The following is a 24,179-nucleotide window of genomic DNA, read 5'->3' as shown; positions in this document are numbered from 1 at the left end:
GCCGGGTTATCGGCCGGGATCGGCGGCGGTTGAGGGCGCGATGGAGGTCCGGCCCCACGGCGGTGGCGAAGCGTGACGGAGGCTGCGCCTCAGTCGGGCGTGGGGAAGCGCGCCAGGGCCTCTTCGATGATGGCCAGTTGGCCCGCGGCTTCCGCATTGCCGGCGGCCGCCGCCTGGCGCACCCGCGCGAGGTCCGGGTGGCTGACGATCAGCAGCAGGTTGCCGCAACTCGGGCAGGCGTAGTCGGTGACCGCGTCGTGCAGCTCCATCGCCATGCCGCGGCTGTCGCCTTCCCAGCCGCAGGGACAGCCCAGCGAGCGCTCGCGCCAGCCGTCGGCGAAATAGTCCTCGACCAGCTCGGCCATGGTCAGCGGCCCCGGCGCTGGACGAACAGCCAGTCCCACATCGGGGCGTACGCGTAGGTCGCGTCCCAGCTGTTGTGGTTGGCGTCGGGGAACTCGGTGTAGCGCGCATCGTGTGCGCCGACGGCCTTCAGGGCGGCGTCCATGCGGCGCGACTGCGACGGCGGGACCACGTCGTCCTTGCCGCCGTGGAAGATCCACACCGGCACGTCCTTCAGCCGTTGCGCGGTGGCGGCGAACGGATCGGCCGCGTTGGCGACGGTGTGGGCGCGCAGGCCGGGCCGCGCATCCGTCCAGTCGACGGTGACGCCGCCGCAGATCGGCACCAGCGCGGCGAAGCGGGTCGGCTGCTGGAGCGCGAGTTCCCAGGTGCCGTAGCCGCCCATCGACATGCCGGTCAGGTAAACGCGCGCCGGGTCGCCCTTGAACTCGCGCATCGCGGCAGCCAGCGTGGCGAACGCGATCGGGCCGGCGTCCTCGGTCCATTCCGTGTCTTCGGGCGCCTGCGGGAACACCACCAGCGCCGGGAAGTCCGCCGCGTGCTGGCGCAGGTAAGGCCCCAGCCCGGCCATGGTCTGCTTCACGCCGTCGCTGCCGCGCTCGCCGGAGCCGTTGAGGAAGAGCACCGTCGGCACCTCACCGGTGCGGAAGCGCGATGCGGGAACGAAGACCTGGTAGCGGTAGGTCTTGCCGTCCAGCGCGACCTCGCGCGAGACGAATTCACCGGTGGTCGAGGTGGGCATGGTCTGGCAGGCGCTCAACAGGATCAGCAACAGGGACGCGAAAGCGAAACGGACGGCAAGACGCATGGCGGGCGGGATCCGATGGCGACGACGCGGGCAGGATACCGCCTCGCGCTCACCCGCGCGTCCACAACCATGCCGTGAGCGCCGTGCCATGCAGCACCACCATCGCCCAGAACGCCACGCGATAGGCGGGCTTGCGCGACTTGTGGCGGAGCAGCTGCTGCGCGACCCATGCGCCAGGCCAGCCGCCGGCGAGCTCGAGCAGGTGCAGGGTGGATTCCGGCGTGCGCCAGCGACCTGTCTGCGCCGCATGTTTGTCCAGCGCATATGCCACGAAGGTAATCGCGGAGAGCCCCAGCACGACGAACACCGCTTCGAACGGAAGCCTGTCGCCGCGGATCGCCCAGCCGATGAGGAGCGCGTACAGCACCACCGTCGTCGCCCCGGTGAGTGGGGACGCGGGGCGCGGCGCTGCGGCGGCACGTGCGGCGGGCTTCGCTTGGCGCGAGACGGGAACCGTCCGCTGTACCGCCTGCGCGCGCCACTTGCCATCGGGCTGGCGCTGCGCGGTGAACTTCACCAGCTCACCGAGCTCGGGACGACGACCGTCGAGCCGATAGTCGCGCACGTGGAAGAACACGCGCGCGGGCTCGCCATCGACGGTTACGATGAAGCCGAAGCCGCGATCGTCGTTCCATTCGCTGACCTTGCCCAGTCGCTCCATGGGGGCTCAGTGCAGCAGGATCAGTGTCGCCAGGCCCAGGAAGCAGAAGAAACCCATCACGTCGGTGACCGCGGTGACGACGACGGTGCCGGCGACGGCGGGGTCGATGTTCATCCGCTTGAGCAGCAGCGGCAGCAGCACGCCTGCGGTGGCGGCCGCGCAGAAGTTCAGCACCAGCGCCATCGCGATCACCAGCGACAACAGCGGACTGCGGAACCAGACGAAGGCGATCACGCCGACGATGCCGCCGATCAGCACGCCGTTGATCAGCGCGACGCGGATTTCCTTCCAGAGCAGGATGCGCGCATTGCTGGCGCCCACCTGGCCCAGCGCCAGGCCACGCACCATCAGCGTCAGCACCTGCACGGCCGCGTTGCCGCCGATGCCGGCGACGATCGGCATCAGCACGGCGAGCGCCACGATCTTCTCCAGCGTCATCTCGAACTGGCCGATCACGCTGGCGGCCATGAACGCGGTGAACAGGTTGATGCCCAGCCACACCACGCGGCCGCGCACGGCGCGCTTGACCGGCGAGAACAGGTCCTCGTCCTCGTCCAGGCCGGCGGCGCCCAGCGCCTGGTGCTCGGCCTGTTCGCGGATGATGTCGACCACGTCGTCGATGGTGATGCGGCCGAGCAGGATGTTGTTGTCGTCCACGACCGGCGCCGACACCCAGTCGTGGTCCGAGAACTGGCGCGCCACTTCCTGCGCGCTTTCGCCCACGTCGATGGCCGGCTGCTCGTCGTCGATGAGCCGGTTGATGGGCGTAGTGTCCTCGTGGGTGACCAGGGCGGCCAGCGGCACGCGGCCGAGGTACTGGTGGCGACGGCTGACCACGTACAGGTGGTCGGTATGGTCCGGCAGTTCGCCGCGCAGGCGCAGGTAGCGCAGCACCACGTCGACGTTGACGTCGGCGCGCACGGTGACGACGTCCGGATTCATCAGGCGGCCGGCGGTGTCTTCCGCGTACGACAGCACCTGCTCCAGGCGCTCGCGGTTCTCGCGGTCCATCGACTTGAGGACTTCGTCGATGACGGTGTCGGGCAGGTCCTCGACCAGGTCGGCGAGATCGTCGATGTCGAGGTCTTCGACCGCGGCGACGATCTCGTCGGTGTCCATGTCCGCCAGCAGGCTTTCGCGCACTTCGTCGCCGACGTGCACCAGCACCTCGCCGTCGTCTTCCGGATCGACCAGGCCCCAGACGACTTCGCGCTTGCCCGGCGGCAGCGATTCCAGCAGGTTGCCGATCTCCGCGGGCGACAAGGTGTTGACCAGCCGGCGCACGGGCCCCAGCCGACCGCTGTCGAGCGCGTCGGAGAGCAGGCGCAACTGGCGTGCGGTCTTGTCGTGGCGGATCGTCTCGACCATTCGGTACTCCGGAATGGGGTCGATCCGTCGGGCGGATGCGACCGGGGCATCAGGCGTTCATGCGGCCATTATCGCCCGGTCTGCGATTTATGGACACCCTAGGGAAGCGGCATAGGCAGGAGTGGTGGATGCCGGCGCCAGGGTGTTGATTGTGGGAGCGACGTAAGTCGCGATGGGCTATCGGGAAAGCTTCATCGCGACTTACGTCGCTCCCACATGAGCTATCTCAGAGGCCGGCCGCCGCCTTCAACCAGCGCTCGATGCCCGTGCGGTCGCGCGCCTGCAACAGTTTCGTCGTGCGGACCTGCAGGTCCGCGTGGTCGCTGTCGCGGATCGCCTTGCGCACTTCCAGCAACGTCGCCGGATGCAGGCTGAACTCGCGCAGGCCCAGGGCCAGCAGCATCGGTGCGAGGGTGGCGTCGCCGGCGATCTCCCCGCACATCGCCACCGGCACCTTGTGCTCCGCGCCGATGCTGATGACATGGCGGAGCAGGCGCAGCACGCCCGGGTGCAGCGGCGAATAGAGTTCGCCCAGCGCTTCGTTGTTGCGGTCGGCCGCGAGCAGGTACTGGACCAGGTCGTTGGTGCCGATCGACACGAAGTCCACCACGTCCACGAAGCCATGGAACGCGATCGCCGCCGCGGGGACTTCGATCATCGCGCCCAGTTCGACGCGCTCGGCGAATTCGTGGCCCTGCTTGCGCAGCTGCAGGCCGACGCGGCGCAGGCGGCGACGGACTTCCAGAAGCTCCTCGCGGCCGCTGACCATCGGCACGAGGATGCGCACGGGGCCGTACGCCGAGGCGCGCAGGATCGCCCGCAGCTGGGTATCGAAGACATCCGCGTGGGCGAGCGACAAGCGCACGCCACGCAGGCCGAGCGCGGGGTTGTCCTCGTCGCTGACGACCAGGCCGGTGCGGTCGGCCTTGTCGGCGCCGAGGTCGAGCGTGCGGATCGTCACAGGGCGGCCGCTCATGCCCAGGGTGAGGTCGCGGTAGACCTGGAACTGTTCGTCCTCGCTCGGCAGTTCGCGGCGCTGCAGGAACAGGAACTCGGTGCGGTACAGGCCGACGCCGGCGGCACCGAGCGCATGCGCGTTGGCGACGTCCTCGAGGGATTCCGCATTGGCCCACAGAGCGATGTCGACGCCGTCGCGGGTGCGGCTGGGCTTGGAGCGCAGGCGGCCGAGTTCGCGCTGCTCGCGGGCGGCGTCACGCAGCCGTTCGCGGTAGCGGCGCAGGTCGTCCGGGTCCGGATTGACCACGACTTCGCCGGTGCTGCCGTCCACCAGCAGCACGTCGCCGTCGTTGATGCGCTGCAGGGCCTGCGCATTGCCCACCACCAGTGGCAGGTGCAGGCTGCGCGCCAGGATGGCGCTGTGCGACAGCGCGCTGCCCGCCGCGGTGACCACGGCCACGACGCCCTGGGTCTGCAGCTCGGCCAGTTCCGACGGCGCGACGTTGTCGCTGACCAGGATCTCGCCGGCCACGCCGGGCGTATCGGCCGCGCGCTGGTGCAGGTGCGCGTGGATGCGCCCGATCACATGGTCGAGATCGTCCATGCGGCTCTTGAGATACGCGTCGTCCATCCCGTCGAACACCGCGGCGAGGCGGTCGCGCTGCAACCGCAGCGCGTAGTCGGCGGTGTAGCGGCCGGCGCGGATCAGTTCGTCCAGGCCGTGCAGCAGTTCGGGGTCGTCCAGCAGCAGGGCGTGCAGGTCGAGGAATTCGCCGACCTCCTTCGCCAGCGCGCCGTGCAGGCGTGCACGCAGGCTGTGCATCTCGCGGCGGGTGGCATCGACGGCTTCGTGCAGCCGGGTCAGTTCATCGTCGATCTGGTCCTGGCGGATGTGCTGCTCGGCGACCTCCAGGACGTGCGGCAGCCGGACCCGGGCGCGTCCCAGCGCGCTGCCGCGCGACGCTCCGTGGCCCGGCAGCAGCGCCCGCATCAGGCGTCCTCGTCGAATCGTCGCTCGAACAGCGAGACGATTTCCTGCATCGCGGCGGCTTCGTCCTCGCCCTCGATGCGGACGATGACCGGGGTGCCCTGGCCGGCGGCCAGCAGCATGACGCCCATGATGCTCTTGGCATTCACCTCGCGGCCCTTGGCCGCCAGCGTGGCGTTGCAGCGGAAGCCGGCCAGCGTCTGCACGAGCTTGGCGGTGGCGCGCGCGTGCAGGCCCAGGCGGTTGGAAATGGTGAGTTCGCGCTCAAGCATCGTCGTGAATGACTCCATTGCGGGCGCCGGCGGCAGCAGTCGCCGGCAGTTCGTCCAGTCCCTGTTCCGAATAATTCATCACGCGCAGCAGCATCGGCAGGCTCAGCGCCGAGACGCGCCGCACCGGCGTGCCCAGACGGGCGAGCTTGCCCGCCAGGTTGCTGGGGCTGGCGCCGTACAGGTCGGTCAGCACCAGCACGCCGTCGCCATCGTCCACGCGCCGTAGCGCGGCGGAAGCCTGCGGAAGCAGCGCCTCCAGGTCGGCGTCGAACGGTACCTCGAAGGCCTCCGCCTTCAGGGGCAGTTGCCGCAACAGCGCCGTGGCGACGGCGAGGATCGCCGCACCCACGCCGGGATGAGTCACAAGAAGAATGCCACAGGCCATGCCGGAACGTTAACAGACCGGCATGACACGCTGGAAGCGGCGTGGATGGAACGATGCGGCGCCCCGGACGGGCGGAGGTCCCGCGCTCGTCAATCCCGATTTCGTCAGTCCCGCTTTCGTCAGTCCAGTTCCCGATGGAAGGTGGCCACTTCCTCCCAGCCCTGCTCGCGCGCGTGGCGGGCGAGGGTCTCGGCCAGGTACACGGAGCGATGCTTGCCGCCGGTGCAGCCGAAGGCGATGGTCACGTAACTGCGGGTTTCGCCGCGCAGGCGGGGCAGCCAGGTGTCCAGGAAGCCGCTCACCTGGCCGACGTACTCGGCGACTTCCGGCTGCGCGTCCAGGAAGGCCCGGACCTTCGGGTCGCGGCCGGCGTAGGGACGCAGGTCCGGGTTCCAGTGCGGGTTGGGCAGCACGCGCGCGTCGAACACGAAGTCCGCGTCCGCCGGCACGCCACGTTTGTAGGCGAAGGATTCGAACAGCAGCGAGAGCTGCGCCCCTTTGTTGAAGGCGAACTCGGCGATGATCCGCCGCCGCAACTGGTGGACGTTGAGCTGGCTGGTGTCGATGATGACGTCCGCTTCCGCGCGCAGCGCTTCGACGATGGTGCGCTCCTGCCGGATCGCCTCCTGCAGCGACAGGCCGCCGTGGCCCAGCGGATGCCGGCGGCGGGTATCGGAATAGCGCCGCAGCAGGACCTCGTCGCTGGCGTCGAAGAAGATCAGCCGGCCTTCCAGGCCGAGTTGCGCCAGGGCGGCGCGCCATTGGGCCAGGCGGGTGAGGTCGCTCTGGCGGCTGCGCACGTCGATGCCGACGGCGATCTTCGGGGGCAGTTCGTCCTCGCGCATCAGGCTGCGCACGAACGAGGGCAGCAGGTCGACCGGCAGGTTGTCGACGCAGTAGTAGTCCAGGTCCTCGAAGGTCTTCAGGGCGACCGACTTCCCCGAGCCGGACAGGCCGCTGACGATGACGACCGTCGGCGCCGACGGAACCGGCGTGCCGTTGTCCTCGTGCGCCGGATCGGCCTGCAGGGCGATCGGGTCCGTCATGGCGTGCTGCGCTCGAGCAGGTTGCTGTGGCGCGCGATGAACATCGCGGCGGGGTCGATCCCCTTGGTGCGCAGGATGTGCAGGCGCGTCGCCGCTTCGGTCAGCACGGCCAGGTTGCGGCCGGGCATCACCGGCAGGGTGATCAGGGGCACATCGAGGTCGAGCACGTGGCGCGTGCCCGAATCGCCGGTCAGGCGCTCGTAGCCATGCGGGTTGGGCTCGGTCATCGGGCGCGTCAGGTGGACGATCAGGCGTAGGTACTTGTTCTTCTTCACCGCGGTGTCGCCGAACATCTCGCGCACGTTGAGCACGCCGAGTCCGCGCACTTCCAGCAGGTCCTGCAGCAGTTCGGGACAGGTGCCGTCCAGCACGTCAGGGGCGATCTGGGTGAACTCAGGCGCGTCGTCGGCGACCAGGCGGTGGCCGCGGCTGAGCAGTTCCAGCGCGAGCTCGCTCTTGCCCGAACCGGCCTCGCCGGTGATCAGCACGCCGATCGAGTAGATCTCCATGAAGACGCCATGCAGCGTCACCCGCGGCGCCAGCGTGCGCGCAAGGTGGTAGGAAATGTGGTTGAGCAGTTCATGGCCGCGCTTGGGCGAACCCCACAGCGGCGTGTCGTTCTCGTTGGCGGCTTCGCGCAGGTCCTCGGGGCAGGACTGGTTCTTGCTGATGACCAGCGCCAGCGGCTTGGCCTGCACGATCTTCTCGATGGTTTCCCAACGCTGGCGCGAGTCCAGCGAATCGAGCCAGGTCAGTTCCTCGGTGCCGAGGATCTGCACCTTGTTCGGATACACCGCGTTGAGATAGCCCGCCAGCGACGGACGGCGCGACAGCGTATCGCCGGCTTCCAGCACCCGCTTCTCGCCCTTCTGGCCCGCCAGCCAGCGCAGGCCCAGCTTGTCCTTCTGGTGATCGAACAGTTCGCGGGCGGTGATGCTGGTATTCATCATGCGGAGGCGGCCGGCAGGAAGAGGGCGCCGGTTCGCGCGCGGGCACCCGGGGCGATGCCTGGGGCGGGATGGGCGGAAGCGGCGGTGCCCAGTGTAAAGGGCCGGTGCGGCCTCCGCGACCGCGAAGGGCCGCTCCGTCGCGGAGCGGCCCGGACGCACGCGGCCGTTGCCGCGTGCAGGATCAGCCGATCAGTTCGCCGCGCGCGGGAGTGCGCTGGACGTCGGCGCGTTTTTCCTTGTGCTTGACCAGCAGGCGATCGAGCTTGTCGGCCAGGACGTCGATGGCGGCATACATCGTCTGGGCGCCGGCATCGGCGTGCAGGGTGCGGCCGGCGACGTTGATCGTGGCTTCGGCCAGGTAATCGGGCTTGCGGGTCCCCAGTTGCGTACGGACTTCGAAGGGTTGATCGAAGTGGCGTTCCAGCCGCTTCAGCTTGGTCTCGACGTATTCGCGCAAGGCGGGGGTGACTTCGATTTCATGGCCGTAAGTCTCGATACGCATGTGTGCCTCCTTCGGGTCTGTAGAGCCGCGCGGTTGCGCGGAACGCGTGTCAGAGGAACTGACAACGCGGCGGTTCTGGGGTTCCTGCAAATCCTCCTTCTGGGGTCGATGGAAAGCGGTGCCTTCAGGGACAAGATGGACCCCTTGGCGGCAACTATCAACCGTCCACGTGCTTTTTTTCGCAGCGCGTGACGAGGTGTTAGAAAAGTGTTTTCCGCGTCCGGGACGCGGTCACGAAAACGGCTTGCGCGGGTCGACGGTTCAGCCGATGCGCACGCGTTCGTGTGAAGACAGGATGTTCAGGGCTTCGCGGTACTTGGCCACGGTGCGGCGCGCCACCGGGATGCCGGAGGCCTTGAGGAGGTCGGCGAGCTTGGCGTCGGAAAGGGGCTTGCGCGGGTTCTCCGCGTCCACCAGTCGCCGGATCATGGCCTGGATGGCGGTGCTGGACGCCTCGCCCCCGCCTTCGGTATCGATGCCCGACGCGAAGAACGCGCGCATCGCCAGGGTGCCGCGCGGCGTGCGCACGTACTTGCGCGCGATGGCGCGCGATACCGTCGATTCGTGCAGGCCGACGTCTTCGGCCACGTCGCGCAGGGTGAGCGGTCGCAACGCCTGCTCGCCGAATTCCAGGAAGCCCGCCTGCTGGTGCAGCAGGCAGCGCATCACCTTGAGCAGCGTCTCGCCGCGCGCCTCGACGCTCTTCAACAGCCAGCGCGCTTCCTGCAGCTGCGCCTTGAGATAGCCGGCGTCGCTGTCGCCGCACTGGCGGATCATCTGTTCGTAACCGCGATGGATCGTGATGCGCGGCAGGGTGTTGCCGGCCAGCGCCGCGCGCCAGACGCCGCGCTGGCGCCAGACGACGCAGTCGGGCACCACGTAGGTGTCGTGCGAAAGGTCGCCGACCTGCGCGCCGGGCTTGGGATCGAGCGTGCGCAGGAGCTGCACGGCTTCCTCGACCTCGGCGACGGGCCGCTTCATTTCCTGGGCGATGCCCGCCACGCCGCTGCGGGGCAGGCGTTCCAGCGCGGTCTCGGCGATCCTGATCGCCAGCGCCCTGCCCGGCGTGTCGTCGCTGAGCACCGCCAGCTGCAGCTGCAGGCATTCGCCCAGCGAACGCGCAGCCACGCCGACGGGATCGAAGCGCTGCACCTGGTGCAGCACGACGAGGATGTCGTCTTCCGCCGCCTCGATCTCGGGGCGCAGCGCCTCGGCGATACCGGTGAGCGGCTCGCGCAGGTAGCCGTCGTCTTCCAGCGCGTCGATCAGTGCCGCGCCGATCGTGCGGTCGCGGGGGGACAGGTGGGACAGGTGCAATTGCCACAGCAGGTGGCCGTGCAGGGTGTCGGCTTCGACCACGCGTTCGGCCGGGCTGCCGTTCTCGTCATCGTCGAAAGAGCCGCCGCCGCCGGAGGAGGTCCACGGTCCGTCGTCGGGGGACCAGTCATCGGGCGCGTCGCCCCCCTCGCCATCGCCGTCTTCGTTGCGCGTGCGTTCGGCGGGCGGACTGTCGTCGCCATTGCCGCCCGGCGCACCGGGTTCCTGCTCGGATTCCTCCCAGTCGAGGAGAGGATTGGTCTCGACGGCCTCGGTCAGTTCGACTTCGAGTTCGGTCGTCGACATCTGCAGCAGCCGGATGGCCTGACGCAACTGCGGCGTCATGACCAGATGCTGTCCCAGCGATGTCTGAAGGCGTGGCTTCATTCCCGACCTTGGAAACCCGTGGCGGCCAGGGGCCGCCGACGGGGATCACAGGCGGAAGGTCTCGCCCAGATAGACCCGGCGTACGTCCGGATTGGCCAGCAATGCGTCCGGGGCCCCCTGCGCCAGAACGCTACCGGCATTGAGGATATACGCCCGGTCGCAGATTCCCAAGGTTTCGCGCACGTTGTGGTCGGTGATGAGGACGCCGATGCCGCGATCCTTGAGGTGTTTCACGATGCGCTGGATCTCGCCGACCGAGATGGGGTCCACGCCGGCGAAGGGTTCGTCGAGCAGCATCAGGCGCGGCCGGGCCGCCAGGGCGCGTGCGATTTCCACGCGGCGGCGTTCGCCGCCGGAGAGGCTGGCGCCGAGCTGATCGGCCACGTGGGTGACCTGCAGCTCGTCCAGCAGCGAGGCCAGTTCGCGGTCGATGCCGGCGGCGTCCAGGTCCTCGCGCAGTTCCAGCACCAAGCGGATGTTGTCGGCGACCGACAGCTTGCGGAACACCGAAGGTTCCTGCGGCAGGTAGCCCACGCCGAGCTTGGCGCGGCGGTACATCGGCTCGGCGGTGATGTCCTTGCCGTCGAGCTCGATAGTGCCCGCGTCGGCCGCCACCAGGCCCACGATCATGTAGAAGCAGGTGGTCTTGCCGGCACCGTTCGGGCCCAGCACGCCGACCACTTCGCCGGGTTGCAGGGTCAGGCCGAAGTCGGCGACGACCTCGCGTTGCTTGTAGCGCTTGCGCAGTCCCTTCGCGATCAACATCAGTTCTTGCCCTGTGCCGGTGCGGCGGTCTTGGGCTGGATCACGGTCTTGATGCGCGAACCGTCGCCGCCCGCCTGCACGTTGCCGGTCTTGGTGTTGTAGACCATGCGCTGGCCGCTGTTGGAGCCGCGGTCCGACTTGACGGTGTAGTTGCCGATGAAGGTGATGGTCTCGGTCTTCATGTCGTACTCGACACGGTCGGCCTGGGCATCCATCCAGCTGCCGTTGTCCATCTGCTGCTTCATCTTCACCTGCTTGCCGGTGAACACCGAACGCGAGATCTCGCCGCCGGCCATGTAGATCTCGGCCGCGCTCGAGCGGATTTCCAGCGAGCCCTGGGTGACAACGACCCCGCCCGACAGCACGGTCTTGCCATCCCCTTCGAGATTGCCGGACTGGCCACCGGCATCGATCGCCATGGCCTGGTTGCGGTCCGTGGACTTGGCCGCCGCGCCTGCGGCAGGCAGCAGGAGCAGCAGTGCGGCGCTAGCGAGCAGAACGCGGTTCATAGATGGATTTCACCTGGGATTTGAATTCGTAGGCCTTGGTCTTGAGATTGGTCTCGAAACCACGCCCGGTCAGTCTAGAGCCGGGCTGGGTGACCGTCACCTCGTCGTCGGTCTGGGCGAGGTCGCGGTCGGGGAAGACGTTCAGCGATGCGGTGCGGAAATCCGCCTGCCGCGCGCTGCCGGCCGGCGATGTCCCGTGCACATCGCCGCGCAGGCGCAGTTCCTCGCCCTTGGCGCTGAGCCAGCCGGTCTTCGAGCGCAGCTCCCACGAGCGGCCCTGTTCCTCCGGCAGCAGGAACAGCGGGGTGGTGATCGTGTAGGTCTCGTCGCGCGGATCGCGGGTCATCAGCGGGGCGCGGACCGCCACCGCCTCCTTGCCTTCGCCATTGAGCGCGATCATCTCGAAGTCGCGCATCACGTAGTCGGAGCGGTCCGCCAGTACGCGGTTCGGCGGCGGGATGTCGCGGTTCTTCCAGGCCGACCAGCCGCTGACGATGGCGGCCAGCAGCAGGACCAGGCCGAGGACGGCGCGCCAGCTCATGCCATGCCTCCTTCGAACACCGGTGCGTGGCCCTGGGCCCCCAGCAGCAGGTCGCAGGCCTCGCGTGCGGCGCCGAGGCCGGCGGACCGGCGGGTCCGCCAGTGCGCGCGGCGGGCGGTCCACGGATGCGCATCGGCCGGCGCGATGGCCAGGCCCACGGCGTCGAACGGCGGCACATCCGGCAGGTCGTCGCCCATGAATGCCACTTCGTCCAGCCCGATCGCCAGCGTCGCGCAGAGCTCGCGCACCTTGGCCAGCTTGTCTTTGGTGCCGGTGAAGACCTGCACGCCGAGCTCGCGTCCGCGGGCGATGGCGACGGTGCCGCCGCGGGCGGTGATGAAGGCGACCTCGATGCCGGCGCGCTTCAGCAGCACCAGCCCCTGGCCGTCCTGCACGTGGAACGCCTTCTGCTCGCGGCCTTCGCCGTCCAGAAAGATGCGGCCATCGGTCAGCGTCCCGTCCACGTCGAAGCACGCCAGACGGATGCGCGTGGCGCGGGCCAGCACATCGTCGGTCAGGTCATGGAGATGGCGCAGGGGCATGGGCAAAGGATGGGGTGGGGAGGAGGGCACGGCAAGCCGGCCGCCGGATCGATACGCGGTTACACCACGCGGGCGCGCAACAAGTCGTGAATGTTGAGCGCACCGACGGGCCGTTGTTCATCGTCCACGACCAGCAGGCCGCTGATCTTGTGGGTCTCCATCAGGCGCGCGGCTTCTGCGGCGAGTTGGTCGGCACCGATGGTCTTGGGCTGGCGCGTCATCACGTCCGCGATGCGCGCGCTGCGCAGGTCCAGGGCCGGATTGTCGAGCGTGCGGCGCAGGTCACCGTCGGTGAAGAGCCCTGCCAGGCGGCCGTCCGCATCGACCACGGCGGTCATGCCCAGGCGCTTGCGGCTCATTTCGACAAGCGCTTCGCTGAGGGTCGCGCCGACGTCCACGCGGGGCACGTCCTCGCCGGCGTGCATCACGTCGGTGATGTGCAGCAGCAGGCGGCGGCCGAGGCTGCCGGCCGGATGCGAGCGCGCGAAGTCGTCGGCGGTGAAGCCGCGGGCATCGAGCAGGGCCACGGCCAGCGCATCGCCCATCGCCAGCGAGGCGGTGGTGCTGCTGGTCGGGGCGAGGTCGAGCGGACAGGCTTCGGCCGGGACGCTGACGTCCAGGTGCAGGTCGCTTTCCCGGGCCAGCGTCGACTGCGGCCGGCCGGTCATGGCGATGACGGTGTTGCCCTGGCGCTTCAGCACCGGCAGCAGCATCAGCACTTCGTCCGACTCGCCGGAATACGACAGGGCCAGCACCACGTCGGCGTCGGTGATCATGCCGAGGTCGCCATGGCCGGCTTCGCCCGGATGGACGTAGAAGGCGGGCGTTCCCGTGGACGCCAGCGTGGCCGCGATCTTGCGCGCCACATGGCCGGACTTGCCCATGCCGGTGCAGACCACGCGCCCCTGGCTGGCGAGGATCGCCTGGCAGGCGGCGGAGAACGAACCGTCGATGCGGGCCGCCAGGGCGTCCAGCGCGCGCGCCTCGATCTCGATGACCCGACGCCCGCTGGCCGCCAGGCTGGCGGGCGGAACGGACCGGGGCAGGGGGTTCGGCTGGGACATGCGGACGGGGCGCCGACGGTTAGAATGGCCGGGTATTTTATTAGGAAAGCCCGTTGGACGCCGAAACCATCCGTAAACTGATCGAATCCGGCCTGCCGGGCGCCCAGGCCGACGTCCAGGGCGACGATGGCGTCCATTTCGAGGCCACCGTGGTGGCCGATGCGTTCCGCGGCAAGCTGCCGCTGGCCCGCCACCGCCTGGTGTACGCGACCCTGGGCGAGCGCATGGGCGGGGAGATCCACGCCCTGCAGCTGCGCACGCTGACGCCCGAGGAAGCCGCCGCGGCGCATTGACGCCCCGGCCCTTCCGTCCCCACTTCCCCTTTCCGACCTTTCCTTCCGGACGTCCATGCAGAAGATCATCGTCACCGGTGGCAACGCACTCAACGGCGAAGTCACCATCTCCGGCGCCAAGAACGCCGTGCTCCCCATCCTGTGCGCGACCCTGCTGGCGGATGCGCCGGTGGAGATCACCAACGTGCCGCACCTGCACGACGTGGTGACCACCGTGAAGCTGTTGGGCGAGCTGGGCGCCGGCATCACCATCGACGAGGGCACGCTGGCGAAGGGACGCGGCATCACCGTCGACCCGACCACGGTCAGCCGCTTCGTCGCGCCGTACGAACTGGTCAAGACGATGCGCGCCTCCATCCTCGTGCTGGGCCCGCTGCTCGCGCGCCACGGCGCCGCGGTGGTGTCGCTGCCGGGCGGCTGCGCGATCGGCTCGCGTCCGGTGGACCAGCACATCAAGGGCCTGCAGGCGCTCGGTGCGGAAATCACCGTCGAGAACGGCTACATAAAGGCGCGCGCCGCACGCTTGAAGGGTGCCCGCTTCGTGTTCGACATGGTCACCGTGACCGGCACCGAGAACGTGATGGCCGCCGCCACGCTGGCCGAAGGCACCACGGTGCTGGAAAACGCCGCGATGGAGCCGGAGGTCACCGACCTGGCCGAATGCCTCAATGCGCTGGGGGCGAAGATCGAAGGCGCCGGCACCTCGCGCATCGTTATCCATGGTGTCGAACGCCTGGGCGGCGGACGCCACTCGGTGGTGGCGGACCGCATCGAGACCGGCACGTTCCTCGTCGCGGGCGCGATGACGGGGGGGAAGGTGATCGCCCGCAACGCCCGCCCCGATACCCTTGAAGCCGTGCTCGACAAGCTGACCGAGGCCGGCGCGAAGATCGAGACCACGGCCGATACCATCACCCTGGACATGCAGGGCAAGCGTCCGAAGGCCGTCAGCCTGACGACCGCGCCGTACCCCGCGTTCCCCACCGACATGCAGGCGCAATTCATGGCGCTCAACTGCGTGGCCGACGGCGTGGGCGTGATCAACGAGACGATCTTCGAAAACCGTTTCATGCACGTCAACGAACTGCTGCGCCTGGGCGCGGACATCCGCGTCGAGGGCCACACCGCCATCGTGCGCGGCGTGGAGCGGTTGGGCGGCGCGCCGGTGATGGCGACCGACCTGCGCGCATCGGCCTCGCTGATCCTCGCGGGCCTGGTGGCCGACGGCGAAACCACCATCGACCGCATCTACCACCTCGACCGCGGCTACGAGAACATCGAAGAGAAGCTCGGCGGGCTGGGCGCGAAGATCAGGCGCGTCTCGTGAGCCGGCACGACCCGAAGCTGTCGGGCGTCCGTCCGCGGTTCCCGCTGCGGCGCAAGATCCTGCTCGGCATCGTCGTCGCGCTGCTGGCGTTGGTGGCCGGGCTCCACTACACCGGATCGGCCGCCACCCATGGCATCACCACCCGGGACATGGACTGGAACGGCGATGGCACGGTGACGCAGGGCGAGATCGCGCAGGCGGTCTTCTCGGTCGTCGTCGAGCAGAAGCAGGACGGCAACCGGCAGTGCAACACCTTTGCCTGGCGCAGCGGCGCCGGCACGATCCGGATGGATTGCAAGACGGTGTTCCAGGCCGACGCGGCAGCGACCAAGGAATGAAAAAAGCCCGGCATCGCCGGGCTTTTTCTTTGCGGCCACCGGTGTTTCAGCGCCAGGATTTCAGCGTCAGGTCGATGGTGTCCTGGCCGTTCTCGCGCTGCAGGATGCGCGCGGGCACGGGCGCGTCGGCCACGACCCACACGATGGTCTGCTTGTCGCCGTCGGTGCGCACGACCTTGGTGGCGTCCTGCGCCTTGCCGCCGACGGTGATGCGCTCCTTGCCGGCGACCTGGTAGGTCATCGCCTTGGCGCGACCGTTCTCGACCATGCGGTAGGTCAGCGGCTTGCCGGCGGCGACGTCGCGCACGATGGCCAGGTTGACCAACAGCGCGTCCATGTCGCCCGCCTGCAGCTTCACCGGACCGGCGCGATCGGGCTTGATGTCGCCGGTCCAGGTGGCCTGGGCCTTCGACCAGTCGTAGGTGGTGTTGACGTTCTTTTTCTTGATCAGCAGGCGCGAGCTGTCGCTGCTGTTCAACGGACGCATGCGGCCGTCCTGCTCGTCGAACACGGTCTTCTGGCTGAGGTCGACGGCCTGGTTGCGCACGGTCAGCGTGTACTGCCAGCGGTTGCCCGGTTGCGGCGCGACGACCATCTGGCCTTCGCCCACCATGCCCAGAGCACTGGCGTTGTACTGCGCGGTGAAGGCTTCGACGGCGAGCGCCGGTGCGGACGCTGCGCCGAACAGGGCGGCGGCCAGCAGCAGGCGCGGGGTGTGGAAGGCGTTCTTCGTCATGCTCAGGGCACTCCTTGGTATTCGACCAGGCGCAGATCGATGCCGTCCTGACCGTCTTCCCGCTGCAGGATGCGCACGGGGGTGGGGACGCCGTCGGCGACCCAGAAAATGGTTTCGTCGTTGCCGCCATTGATGCGGCTGACGCGCAGGGCACTGTAGCTCAGTTCATCCACTTCGACCGTCTCCGGTTCGGCGGATACGGCGTACGCGTATTCGCGCACGCGTCCGTTGTCGACCACGCGATAGCTGAGCTGGCGGCCCGGCGCCGCGTCGCGGATGACCGCCAGGTTCATCAGCAGCGCGCTCAGGTCGCCGGTCTGCAGGGAAAGCGGAGCCTTCCTGTTCTTCTTGATGTCGCCCTGCCACTGCGCCGTATGGGAGTTCCAGTCGTAAGTACCGACCATCTTCTTGCCCATGAACAGCGCGTGCCGGACGGTAGCCTGGCTGCGCGGGCGGAGCAGGTCGCCTTCCACATCGAAGACGGTGCTCTGTTCGATGTTCAGGCCGGCCAGACGGGCAAAGCCGCGCGTGCCCTTCACGTTGAGGTCGATCTGCCACTGCTCCCCGCCCCGCGGCGCCACCTTCATGCTCGCGCTGCCGGCGAGCTTTCCCTCGTTGTAAGCCTGATAGCTGGCGACGAACGGCTCCAGCGCCAGGGCGGGCGCTGCCAGTCCGGCCAGGATCAGGCCAAGCATCGGGAGACGTAGGTTGAGGGACATCCGGGGGAGGCGAAGCGTCAGGGAACCAAACGGTCGGCTGAATCTAGAGACAGGGGATTTAATAGCGCCTGACCATGACGGTACGCCGTATCTCCCTGTTCAGCTAACTCCCCGGCGACGGCCAGCCGCAGGGCGGCCACCAGCAGGGCATGTTCACGCGGCAGCAGGCGAGCGGCGAGGGTTTCCGGGGTGTCGCCGGCGACGACGGGGATGCGGACCTGGCCGATGACCGCGCCGGCATCGAGTTCAGGGACGACGAAATGGACGCTGGCGCCGTGCTCGGTATCGCCGGCTTCGAGGGCGCGGGCGTGGGTATGCAGGCCGCGGTACTTGGGCAGCAGCGAGGGATGGATGTTCAGCAGCCGGCCGCGGAAACGCGCGATGAAGGCATCGCCCAGGATGCGCATGTAGCCCGCGCAGACGATCCAGTCGGGCTTGGCGGTGGTGACCGCGTCGGCCAGTGCGGCCTCGTAGTCCGCCCGGTCGGGGAAACCGGACGGTTTCGCGCTCCAGCGTGCAGCGGGCGGCACGAGCCGCAGGGCCGGCGCGGCGGGACGGTCCGAGAACACGCCCACGACCTCGGCCTTCAATGTGCCTGCCTCGATGGCCCGCAGGATCGCCTGCAGGTTGCTGCCCCTGCCGGACGCCAGCACCGCGATGCGCGCCGTCATGTCGCTGCCTGCGTGCGTTCGCGGCGCGCCAGCGGCCAGGTCGCGAGCGCGCCGAGGGTCGCAAGCAGCATGTCGGCGTGGGCGTCCCAGACGTCGCCCTGCTGGCCGTTGTAGGACTCCGCGGCGTCCGGCGACATCGTCAGTGCGATGCCCCACTCCAGCCACTCGTAGACCAGGCTGCTGCACATGATGAGCATCACCGCGATGCCGAAGGCCTTCCCCATGGACAGCGCCGGCCAGCGCTGGCGCAGCCAGTGCCAGACCGCGGGCGCGAAACACACGCCGTACATCAGGTGGATGAAGCGGTCGAAGTGGTTGCGGTGCCAGCCGAAGGCCTCCGCAGGCGACCACCCGATCGCGGCCCGCAGCCACGCGTCGTACGGCACGTTGGAATACAGCCAGCGTGCGCCGATGCAGTGCGCCACGATGAACGCGCAGATCAGCGCGAAGTGCATCGGCCGCAGGGACCAGCGGCGGTCGTGCCACCACAGCCAGACGAGGCCGAGCACGGTCAGGCTGCTGTGCATCGCCTGCTCGACGGGCCAGCGAGGCGCGATCCAGCTGGCCGCGAACACGGCCAGCGTCAGCCCGAAGGCGATCCCCTTGGTGCGCGGCATCGCGCGCCTCAGCCGATGCGGACGCGCTCGCCGCCCGCGGCCGGCACCACCTGGCCGATCTGCCAATGCGTGAGTTGCAGGCGCGCCAGGTCCGCCTGCACGGCCGGCAGCTGGTCCGGCGCGACCACCAGCACGAAGCCGATGCCGCAGTTGAAGGTGCGCCACATTTCGCTGTCTTCGACCGCGCCTTCGCGCTGCAGCCAGTCGAACACCGGCGGCAGCGCCCACGCGCTGGCGTCGATCTCCAGGCCCAGGCCGTCGGGCACGACGCGGATGATGTTCTCGGTGAGACCACCGCCGGTGATGTGCGCCATGCCGTGCAGGTCATGGGCCTGCAGCAGCTCGAGAATGGGCTTCACGTACAGCGTGGTCGGCGCCATCAGCGCATCGGCGAGCTTCACGCCACCCACGTCGATGTCGGCGGGACGGCCGGCGCGGTCGTAGATGCGGCGGACCAGCGAATAGCCGTTGGAATGCGGGCCGCTGGACGCGATGCCGATCAGCACGTCGCCGGCGCGGACCTTGCCGCCGTCCAGCAGGCGCGACTTTTCCACCGCCGCCACGCAGAAGCCGGCGAGGTCGTATTCGCCCGGGCCGTACATGTCGGGCATCTCGGCGGTCTCGCCGCCGATCAACGCGCAGCCGGACAGCTCGCAGCCACGGGCGATGCCGCCGACCACGGCCACCGTGGTGTCCACGTCGAGCTTGCCGGTGGCGAAGTAGTCGAGGAAGAACAGCGGCTCGGCGCCCTGGACCAGCACGTCGTTGACGCACATCGCGACCAGGTCGATGCCGATGGTGTCGTGGCGGCCCAACTGCTGCGCCAGCTTCAGTTTGGTGCCCACGCCGTCGGTGCCGGAGACCAGCACCGGCTCGCGGTACTTGCCCGACAGGTCGAACAGCGCGCCGAAGCCGCCCAGGCCGCCCATCACCTCGGGGCGGAAGCTGCGCTTGACCAGCGGCTTGATGCGCTCGACCAGTTCGTTGCCGGCGTCGATGTCGACACCCGCGTCGCGATAGGTCATCGGGGTGGGGGCAGGCGTCGTCGGCTGGGTCACGGTCGGTCTTCGGCGGGGCAAGAGGCGTGATTTTAAAGGAATCGCCACCGGAATCGGCCGGCCTGAACGGCCGGCGTTGGCGAGGGCATGCCATTCGGGCAACAATTCGAGGGGTCAGAAGAGCTCAAGGACGCTCGATGCGCCGGATTCCTGGTTTCGCCCTCGCCACCGCCCTGCTGTTGGCGGCATTGACCACGACGCCCGCCGTGCAGGCCCAGTCCGGCCTGCGCACGGAAGGCGACGCGGTGTCGGCGCGCGGTCTCTACCAGGCGGAAGTGCCGGTGAACGGGCAGGGTGAAGCCGAGCGCCAGGGCGGTTTCGCGCGCGCGCTGGGCAGCGTGCTCGGCAAGCTGTCGGGCGATCGGGGCGTGATGTCGCGCCCGGGCGTGGGCGCCGAACTGCGCAATGCCAAGGATTACGTCGATGGCTACGACTACCGCCAGGACCAGGGCACCTCGGCAGCGGGCGCGCCGACGTTCCGCACCACGCTGGTGGTGCGCTTCGATGAAGACCAGGTCAACGGCCTGGCGGGCGCTCTCGGCCTGCCGATCTGGCCGCAGCCGCGCCCCAAGCCGGTGGTCTGGCTGGCGATCAACGACGGCAGCGGTCCGCGCCTGGTCGGCCTGCCGCAATCCAACGCCGCACGTCCGCTGCTCAACCGCGCGAACGAACGTGGCTACAGCCTCGGTCTGCCGAGCGGCGGCGCCGCGGAGCAGGCGCTGGTCGGCGCCATCTGGCGGCAGGACACGGCCGCCGTGGCGCGGGCATCCTCGCGCTACAGCCCGCCCATGCAGTTGATCGGCAAGCTGTATCGCGACAAGAACAGCTGGACGGCCGACTGGGTGTTCGTCGATGCAGGCAAGGTGCTGGCGAAGTGGTCGGTCACCGATGCCGATGCCCGGCGCGCGATGTCGTCCGGCGCGGACGGTACGGCCGATGCGCTGGTGAAGCGGTACGGCAAGCGCGGGACCGCCGGTCCGGCGGGCACCTATCGCGTCCTGTTCTCCGGTGTCCGCAGCACCGACGACTACCTCCGCCTGACCGGTCACCTGCAGAAGATGGCCGTCGTCCGCCGCATCACGCCGGTGCGGGCGAGCGGCGACATGCTGGAGCTGGATCTCGAACTGGTTTCCGGCCTTGCCGGCTTCCGCCGCACGATGGGCGACCAGGCACCGTTCACGGGCGGCGAAGGCGAGCCGCCGGCCTTCCAGATGCGCTGACCAGGGAGTCGCATGGACCTTTCTTCCACGCCGGTAGGAACGCTGGCCCGCCGTTGGCAATGGCTCTTCATCGCGCTGATCGTGGGCTGGCTGGTCTGGCTGCTTGCGCCGGTGCTCACCCCGTTCGTCTGTGCCGCCCTGCTGGGCTGGCTGGGCGACCCGTGGGTGGACCGCCTGCAGCGCACCGGCCGCTCGCGGACCACGGCCGTGGTACTGGTCTTCACCCTGATGCTGCTGTTGCTGGTGCTGGCGCTGGTGATCCTGGTGCCGATGATCGAGCGCCAGGTGGTCACGGTGATCGAATCGCTGCCGGCCTATCGCGACTGGTTCGTGCAGACCGCATTGCCATGGGTCGAGCGCCGTACGGGGCTCGAACTGGTCGCCTGGCTGGATCCGGACCGGCTGACCGAATGGGTACGCAGCCATTGGCAACAGGCCGGCGGCGTGGCGGCGACGCTGTTCGGCTACTTCTCGCGTTCGGGCTTCGCCGTCATGGCGTGGATCGCGAACCTGGTGCTGTTGCCGATCCTGACGTTCTATTTCCTGCGCGACTGGGACCTGCTGGTGGAGCGTATCGCCGCGTTGGTGCCGCGCGACCACATCGCCACGGTCACCCGACTGGCGCTGGAATCGAATGAGGTGCTGGGCGCTTTCCTGCGCGGGCAGTTCCTGGTGATGCTGGCGCTGGGCGCGATCTACGCGGTCGGCCTGTCGGCGGTGGGCCTGAAGGTCGGCCTGCTGGTCGGCATCATCGCCGGCCTGATCAGCTTCGTGCCCTACCTGGGCACCGCAAGCGGCATCGTGCTGGGCGTGATTGCCGCGCTGGTGCAGTCCGGCGGCGACTGGTCGCTGGTGGCGATGGTGATGGGCGTGTTCGTGGTCGGCCAGATGCTGGAGGGCTACGTGCTGACACCGCGCATCGTCGGTGATCGCATCGGCCTGCACCCGGTGGCGGTGATCTTCGCCATCATGGCCGGCGGCCAGCTGTTCGGGTTCCTGGGCATGCTGCTGGCGCTGCCGATCGCGGCGATCGCCAACGTGCTGCTGCGGTTCGCCCATGAACGCTACACGCAGAGTCGGCTGTATGCCGGCGACAGGCCGGCGATCCTGTTGGATTCCTACATCGACAAGGGCAGCCTGGAGCAGGCGTCCGAGCGGGGCAGCGAAGAGCCGTGAGCAACGCCCCGGGCGGCGCGAACGTGGGGCCGCAGCTGCCCCTCGCGCTGCGTTATCCCGCCGACCAGCGACTCGAGACCTTCGTGCGTCCGCCGGACGGCGCGTTGCCGGGTCTGCGGGCGCTGGCCGCGCAGCCTGCTGCGACGTGGACCTACATCGCCGGCGCTTCGCGCACCGGCAAGACCCATCTGGCGCTCGCGCTGTGCGCTGCCACCGAACAGCAGGAGCGCCGCGCGGCGTACCTGCCGATGATCGCGGCGGCCGGCCGTGCGCGCGAGGCGCTCGAGGCGCTGGAAGGGTACGACGTGATCGCGCTCGACGGCCTCGAAGCCGTCGCGGGTAACCGCGAGGACGAAGTCGCGCTGTTCGATTTCCACAATCGGGCGCGCGCGAACGGCCTCAACGTGCTGTACACCGCGCGCGGCATTCCGGATGAACTCGGCCTGGTCCTGCCCGACCTGCGCTCGCGCCTGCAGCAGTGCATGCGCATCATGCTGGACCCGCTGGACGACGACGGGCGTCGCGACGTCCTGCGCGAACGCGCGCACCGGCGCGGCCTGGTGCTGGAGGACGCCTCGCTCGACTGGCTGCTCACCCATACCCAGCGCGATCTGGGTGCGCTGGTCGCGTTGCTCGACACGCTCGACCGCGCATCCCTCGCCGCCCAGCGGCGCATCACCGTGCCGTTCCTGCGCCAGACGCTGGGCAGCGGAAAGCCGCCCACGGACTGAGTCAGGGGCACGGCTCCGCGACTTCTTCCCACACCACGGGCTCCCAGTACGCGTTGTCGCGCAGGCTCTGGGTATCCAGCCTGTCGCGCAGCAGCCGCGCGCCGATGCGGTAGCTCGTGTTCGGCTTGATGTCGACCACCAGCGGCTTGTAGGCCTTCGCCAGCGCGAAGCGCTTCATCTTGTTGATCTGCACCAGCTGCGCCGGGTTCAGGCGATTCGTATCGATCAGTTCCTGCACCACCAGGACATGCCGTCCCGCCGCCAGCCGGTGGCGGTTGACCGACTGCAGCGGCGTACTGCGCCCATCGATGGTGGTGATGTCGGCCCGGAAAATGTTCCGGGTCTTCGGTACCACGCCCATGCGCGCGGTGACGAACCCGCAGGTACCCCGGGTATCCGGGCCGATCTCCAGCCGGTACGCCGGCACGGCGCTGACATCCGCCGTTCCCTTGAGCGTTACCGGCGCCGTACCGCGCAGCACCTCAGCGGTAATGCGGCCCTGGCCCCGCTGCATGGCCTGCTCCAGCAAGGGCGCCGGCGGTGAAGCGCCATCCAGCCGCACGCCATTCAGCGCGACCAGCCTGTCGCCCACTTTCAGCCCGATGCGCGCGGCGGGTCCGTCGGGCGTCAGCGCCAGGACCGGCAAGCCGGATCGCTGCGCGCTACGCACATCGACCACCGCGCCGAGTTCGTAACGGACCTGCGCGGGTTTCTGGATCACTTGGGGGGCGCCGGCGTCCTTGAGGTCGCCGCGCTCCGACATCTGCACCAGGGCGGCATCGAGTTCACGGGTCGACTGCGCGTGGCTGTTCGCGATCGCGCCGGCCATCAATGCGGTCGCGACCAGGAGGCGGGGGGGGATGCGGAGAATGTCCATGAAGGTGGGCCTCAGATTTCGATGGGTTGGGGCGGAGCCGCAGCCGTGCCGTGTTCGGCGAGTGTCTCGCGACGCTGCCACAGCCATTGCAGCTCCTGTTCGCTGGCGCCACGCTCGTAGGCGTGTTGCAGCGCGCGGTCCACGCTGCGCAGCGGCTCTTCGTGCAACGGTGCGCGCGGGGCTGTCGCAAGCACGGCCGGTGCGGGGACGGGCGCGGGCGTAGGCGCGAGACGCGTGTAAACGAGCGGCAATGCGATCACGGCCAGCATCGCCAGTCCCCCCGCGACGACCCGCTTGCGACGTTCGCGCTGACGCACGCGGGCGAGATGCAGGCGAGGCCACAACGCGGGTGGCAGTTCGGGTTCCGGCAGGGCGGCCAGGCGCGCCTGGATCGGTTCACGGGTCATGGGAAGCATCTCCAGGGGGTTCGAGGTCCTCGCGCAGCCGCGTGAGCGCGCGGGACAACAGCGATTTGGACCAACTGGCCGTACGCCCGAAGCGGCGGCCGAGGTCTTCGTGCGACCAGCCCTCCATTTCGTGCAGCCATACGACAGTACGCGCGGGCGGAGGCAAACGTCGCAGCAGCGCTTCCGCATCGACGGCATCGACGGCCGATGCGTGCGAGTCGTCAGCCAACAGGGCGAGTTCGGCCTCCGTGCCGGACCGATGCTGGCGGCGCAGGCGGTCGATGGCCAGGTTGGCGGCCACGCGTTTCAACCATGGCCGCAGTGGCGTGTCGTCGCGCAGGCCTGACAGGAATCCGAACATCCGCAGGAACGTGTCCTGCACGATGTCCTCCGCTTCGGCCGTGTTGCCGGTCAGCCGGAACGCCAACGCGTGCACGGCGCGCGCGTGCTCGTGATACAGCGCTTCGAAGGCTGCCTGGTCGCCACGGCGCGCTCGCCGCAGGCGGGCGGCTTCGGAGTCGGGTTGGGGGGCCGTGCGCGCATCCATCTGGTCCACAGTACGCGCGGGAGCACCGGATCGTCGC

The 24,179-nt window shown here is 69.0% G+C and carries 30 protein-coding genes; 6 read left to right on the top strand and 24 right to left on the bottom strand.

Annotated features, from left to right (window positions below; all coding sequences use genetic code 11):
- Positions 1-89: 89 nt before the first annotated feature.
- From BLT45_RS13215 to BLT45_RS13140, 16 genes are all read right to left on the bottom strand, one after another.
- Positions 90-365: a hypothetical protein gene (locus BLT45_RS13215; protein ID WP_093300809.1), complete on the bottom strand. Its 276-nt coding sequence runs from the start codon at positions 363-365 to the stop codon at positions 90-92.
- A gap of 2 nt (positions 366-367) precedes the next feature.
- Entirely contained in the window at positions 368-1,171 is an 804-nt protein-coding gene (locus tag BLT45_RS13210) for a carboxylesterase family protein (RefSeq protein ID WP_093300806.1), read from the bottom strand.
- 49 nt (positions 1,172-1,220) lie between these two features.
- Positions 1,221-1,832 carry a DUF1294 domain-containing protein gene (locus tag BLT45_RS13205; protein ID WP_093300803.1) on the bottom strand — a complete coding sequence of 204 codons (612 nt, stop codon included), beginning with the start codon at positions 1,830-1,832 and terminating at the stop codon, positions 1,221-1,223.
- A gap of 6 nt (positions 1,833-1,838) precedes the next feature.
- Positions 1,839-3,200 carry a magnesium transporter gene (gene mgtE / locus BLT45_RS13200; RefSeq protein ID WP_093300800.1) on the bottom strand — a complete coding sequence of 454 codons (1,362 nt, stop codon included), beginning with the start codon at positions 3,198-3,200 and terminating at the stop codon, positions 1,839-1,841.
- Positions 3,201-3,426: 226 nt separating this feature from the next.
- Complete coding sequence (gene ptsP / locus BLT45_RS13195) at positions 3,427-5,148, bottom strand: phosphoenolpyruvate--protein phosphotransferase (RefSeq protein WP_093300798.1); 1,722 nt, start codon at positions 5,146-5,148, stop codon at positions 3,427-3,429.
- Complete coding sequence (locus tag BLT45_RS13190) at positions 5,148-5,417, bottom strand: HPr family phosphocarrier protein (protein ID WP_093300796.1); 270 nt, start codon at positions 5,415-5,417, stop codon at positions 5,148-5,150. Before BLT45_RS13190 ends, ptsP begins: the two co-directional genes overlap by 1 nt.
- On the bottom strand, positions 5,410-5,802 hold the full coding sequence (locus BLT45_RS13185) for a PTS sugar transporter subunit IIA (RefSeq protein ID WP_093300794.1): 393 nt from the start codon (positions 5,800-5,802) through the stop codon (positions 5,410-5,412). The genes BLT45_RS13190 and BLT45_RS13185 overlap by 8 nt, the downstream gene beginning before the upstream one ends.
- 119 nt (positions 5,803-5,921) lie before the next feature.
- Entirely contained in the window at positions 5,922-6,848 is a 927-nt protein-coding gene (gene rapZ, locus BLT45_RS13180; RefSeq protein ID WP_093300792.1) for an RNase adapter RapZ, read from the bottom strand.
- Positions 6,845-7,795 carry an HPr(Ser) kinase/phosphatase gene (hprK, locus tag BLT45_RS13175; RefSeq protein ID WP_093302053.1) on the bottom strand — a complete coding sequence of 317 codons (951 nt, stop codon included), beginning with the start codon at positions 7,793-7,795 and terminating at the stop codon, positions 6,845-6,847. Before hprK ends, rapZ begins: the two co-directional genes overlap by 4 nt.
- A gap of 184 nt (positions 7,796-7,979) precedes the next feature.
- Positions 7,980-8,300 (bottom strand): ribosome hibernation-promoting factor, HPF/YfiA family, encoded by a 321-nt coding sequence (gene raiA / locus BLT45_RS13170; RefSeq protein ID WP_093300789.1) that lies wholly within the window; start codon positions 8,298-8,300, stop codon positions 7,980-7,982.
- 261 nt (positions 8,301-8,561) lie between these two features.
- Positions 8,562-10,004: an RNA polymerase factor sigma-54 gene (locus tag BLT45_RS13165; RefSeq protein WP_093300786.1), complete on the bottom strand. Its 1,443-nt coding sequence runs from the start codon at positions 10,002-10,004 to the stop codon at positions 8,562-8,564.
- Positions 10,005-10,049: 45 nt separating this feature from the next.
- Positions 10,050-10,769, bottom strand: coding sequence for an LPS export ABC transporter ATP-binding protein (lptB, locus tag BLT45_RS13160; protein ID WP_093300783.1), 720 nt, complete (start codon positions 10,767-10,769; stop codon positions 10,050-10,052).
- The gene (lptA, locus tag BLT45_RS13155; RefSeq protein ID WP_093300780.1) at positions 10,769-11,278 is read right to left on the bottom strand and encodes a lipopolysaccharide transport periplasmic protein LptA; all 510 of its coding nucleotides are present in this window, start codon (positions 11,276-11,278) and stop codon (positions 10,769-10,771) included. The genes lptB and lptA overlap by 1 nt, the downstream gene beginning before the upstream one ends.
- Positions 11,256-11,819 carry an LPS export ABC transporter periplasmic protein LptC gene (gene lptC, locus BLT45_RS13150; RefSeq protein WP_093300777.1) on the bottom strand — a complete coding sequence of 188 codons (564 nt, stop codon included), beginning with the start codon at positions 11,817-11,819 and terminating at the stop codon, positions 11,256-11,258. The genes lptA and lptC overlap by 23 nt, the downstream gene beginning before the upstream one ends.
- Positions 11,816-12,361, bottom strand: a complete 546-nt coding sequence (locus BLT45_RS13145; protein ID WP_093300774.1) for a KdsC family phosphatase — start codon at positions 12,359-12,361, stop codon at positions 11,816-11,818. The genes lptC and BLT45_RS13145 overlap by 4 nt, the downstream gene beginning before the upstream one ends.
- Before the next feature lie 59 nt (positions 12,362-12,420).
- Positions 12,421-13,425 (bottom strand): KpsF/GutQ family sugar-phosphate isomerase, encoded by a 1,005-nt coding sequence (locus BLT45_RS13140; protein ID WP_093300771.1) that lies wholly within the window; start codon positions 13,423-13,425, stop codon positions 12,421-12,423.
- Positions 13,426-13,478: 53 nt separating this feature from the next.
- Here BLT45_RS13140 and BLT45_RS13135 point away from each other — a divergent pair, with 53 nt between their 5' ends.
- From BLT45_RS13135 to BLT45_RS13125, 3 genes are read left to right on the top strand one after another with little or no spacing between them, the layout of a single operon-like run.
- Positions 13,479-13,718: a BolA family protein gene (locus tag BLT45_RS13135; protein WP_093300768.1), complete on the top strand. Its 240-nt coding sequence runs from the start codon at positions 13,479-13,481 to the stop codon at positions 13,716-13,718.
- Between the two features lie 55 nt (positions 13,719-13,773).
- Positions 13,774-15,045: a UDP-N-acetylglucosamine 1-carboxyvinyltransferase gene (murA, locus tag BLT45_RS13130; RefSeq protein WP_093300765.1), complete on the top strand. Its 1,272-nt coding sequence runs from the start codon at positions 13,774-13,776 to the stop codon at positions 15,043-15,045.
- Positions 15,042-15,383 (top strand): EF-hand domain-containing protein, encoded by a 342-nt coding sequence (locus tag BLT45_RS13125; protein WP_254771886.1) that lies wholly within the window; start codon positions 15,042-15,044, stop codon positions 15,381-15,383. The genes murA and BLT45_RS13125 overlap by 4 nt, the downstream gene beginning before the upstream one ends.
- A gap of 46 nt (positions 15,384-15,429) precedes the next feature.
- Here the strand turns inward: BLT45_RS13125 and BLT45_RS13120 are convergent, their stop codons facing one another.
- Genes BLT45_RS13120 through purM form a run of 5 tightly spaced genes read right to left on the bottom strand, consistent with a single transcriptional unit; the run spans position 15,430 to position 19,151 of the window.
- Positions 15,430-16,119: a DUF3108 domain-containing protein gene (locus tag BLT45_RS13120; protein ID WP_093300762.1), complete on the bottom strand. Its 690-nt coding sequence runs from the start codon at positions 16,117-16,119 to the stop codon at positions 15,430-15,432.
- Between the two features lie 2 nt (positions 16,120-16,121).
- Positions 16,122-16,814 carry a DUF3108 domain-containing protein gene (locus BLT45_RS13115; protein ID WP_254771885.1) on the bottom strand — a complete coding sequence of 231 codons (693 nt, stop codon included), beginning with the start codon at positions 16,812-16,814 and terminating at the stop codon, positions 16,122-16,124.
- A gap of 41 nt (positions 16,815-16,855) precedes the next feature.
- Complete coding sequence (gene purN / locus BLT45_RS13110; RefSeq protein ID WP_093300756.1) at positions 16,856-17,509, bottom strand: phosphoribosylglycinamide formyltransferase; 654 nt, start codon at positions 17,507-17,509, stop codon at positions 16,856-16,858.
- The gene (locus BLT45_RS13105; protein ID WP_093300753.1) at positions 17,506-18,126 is read right to left on the bottom strand and encodes a DUF2238 domain-containing protein; all 621 of its coding nucleotides are present in this window, start codon (positions 18,124-18,126) and stop codon (positions 17,506-17,508) included. Before BLT45_RS13105 ends, purN begins: the two co-directional genes overlap by 4 nt.
- 8 nt (positions 18,127-18,134) lie before the next feature.
- Positions 18,135-19,151, bottom strand: coding sequence for a phosphoribosylformylglycinamidine cyclo-ligase (gene purM, locus BLT45_RS13100; RefSeq protein WP_175455879.1), 1,017 nt, complete (start codon positions 19,149-19,151; stop codon positions 18,135-18,137).
- Positions 19,152-19,321: 170 nt separating this feature from the next.
- Here purM and BLT45_RS13095 point away from each other — a divergent pair, with 170 nt between their 5' ends.
- The 3 genes from BLT45_RS13095 to hda are packed head-to-tail and all read left to right on the top strand — an operon-like array spanning position 19,322 to position 22,311.
- Entirely contained in the window at positions 19,322-20,404 is a 1,083-nt protein-coding gene (locus BLT45_RS13095) for a DUF2066 domain-containing protein (protein WP_093300747.1), read from the top strand.
- 12 nt (positions 20,405-20,416) lie between these two features.
- Complete coding sequence (locus tag BLT45_RS13090) at positions 20,417-21,580, top strand: AI-2E family transporter (RefSeq protein WP_093300744.1); 1,164 nt, start codon at positions 20,417-20,419, stop codon at positions 21,578-21,580.
- 23 nt (positions 21,581-21,603) lie between these two features.
- A complete protein-coding gene (gene hda, locus BLT45_RS13085) occupies positions 21,604-22,311 on the top strand; it encodes a DnaA regulatory inactivator Hda (protein ID WP_093302045.1) in 708 nt (235 codons plus the stop codon).
- 1 nt (position 22,312) lies between these two features.
- Here hda and BLT45_RS13080 read toward each other — a convergent pair whose 3' ends face one another.
- From BLT45_RS13080 to BLT45_RS13070, 3 genes are read right to left on the bottom strand one after another with little or no spacing between them, the layout of a single operon-like run.
- The gene (locus tag BLT45_RS13080; protein ID WP_139188016.1) at positions 22,313-23,188 is read right to left on the bottom strand and encodes a PDZ domain-containing protein; all 876 of its coding nucleotides are present in this window, start codon (positions 23,186-23,188) and stop codon (positions 22,313-22,315) included.
- Between the two features lie 11 nt (positions 23,189-23,199).
- Complete coding sequence (locus BLT45_RS13075) at positions 23,200-23,595, bottom strand: hypothetical protein (RefSeq protein ID WP_093300737.1); 396 nt, start codon at positions 23,593-23,595, stop codon at positions 23,200-23,202.
- Complete coding sequence (locus tag BLT45_RS13070; RefSeq protein ID WP_093300734.1) at positions 23,585-24,142, bottom strand: RNA polymerase sigma factor; 558 nt, start codon at positions 24,140-24,142, stop codon at positions 23,585-23,587. Before BLT45_RS13070 ends, BLT45_RS13075 begins: the two co-directional genes overlap by 11 nt.
- Positions 24,143-24,179: the final 37 nt, after the last annotated feature.

Source organism: Pseudoxanthomonas sp. CF385 (assembly GCF_900104255.1).
Taxonomy (GTDB): Bacteria; Pseudomonadota; Gammaproteobacteria; order Xanthomonadales; family Xanthomonadaceae; genus Pseudoxanthomonas_A.
The sequence above is the reverse complement of the archived record's forward strand: the minus strand, read 5'-3'. Positions and strand labels throughout refer to the sequence as shown.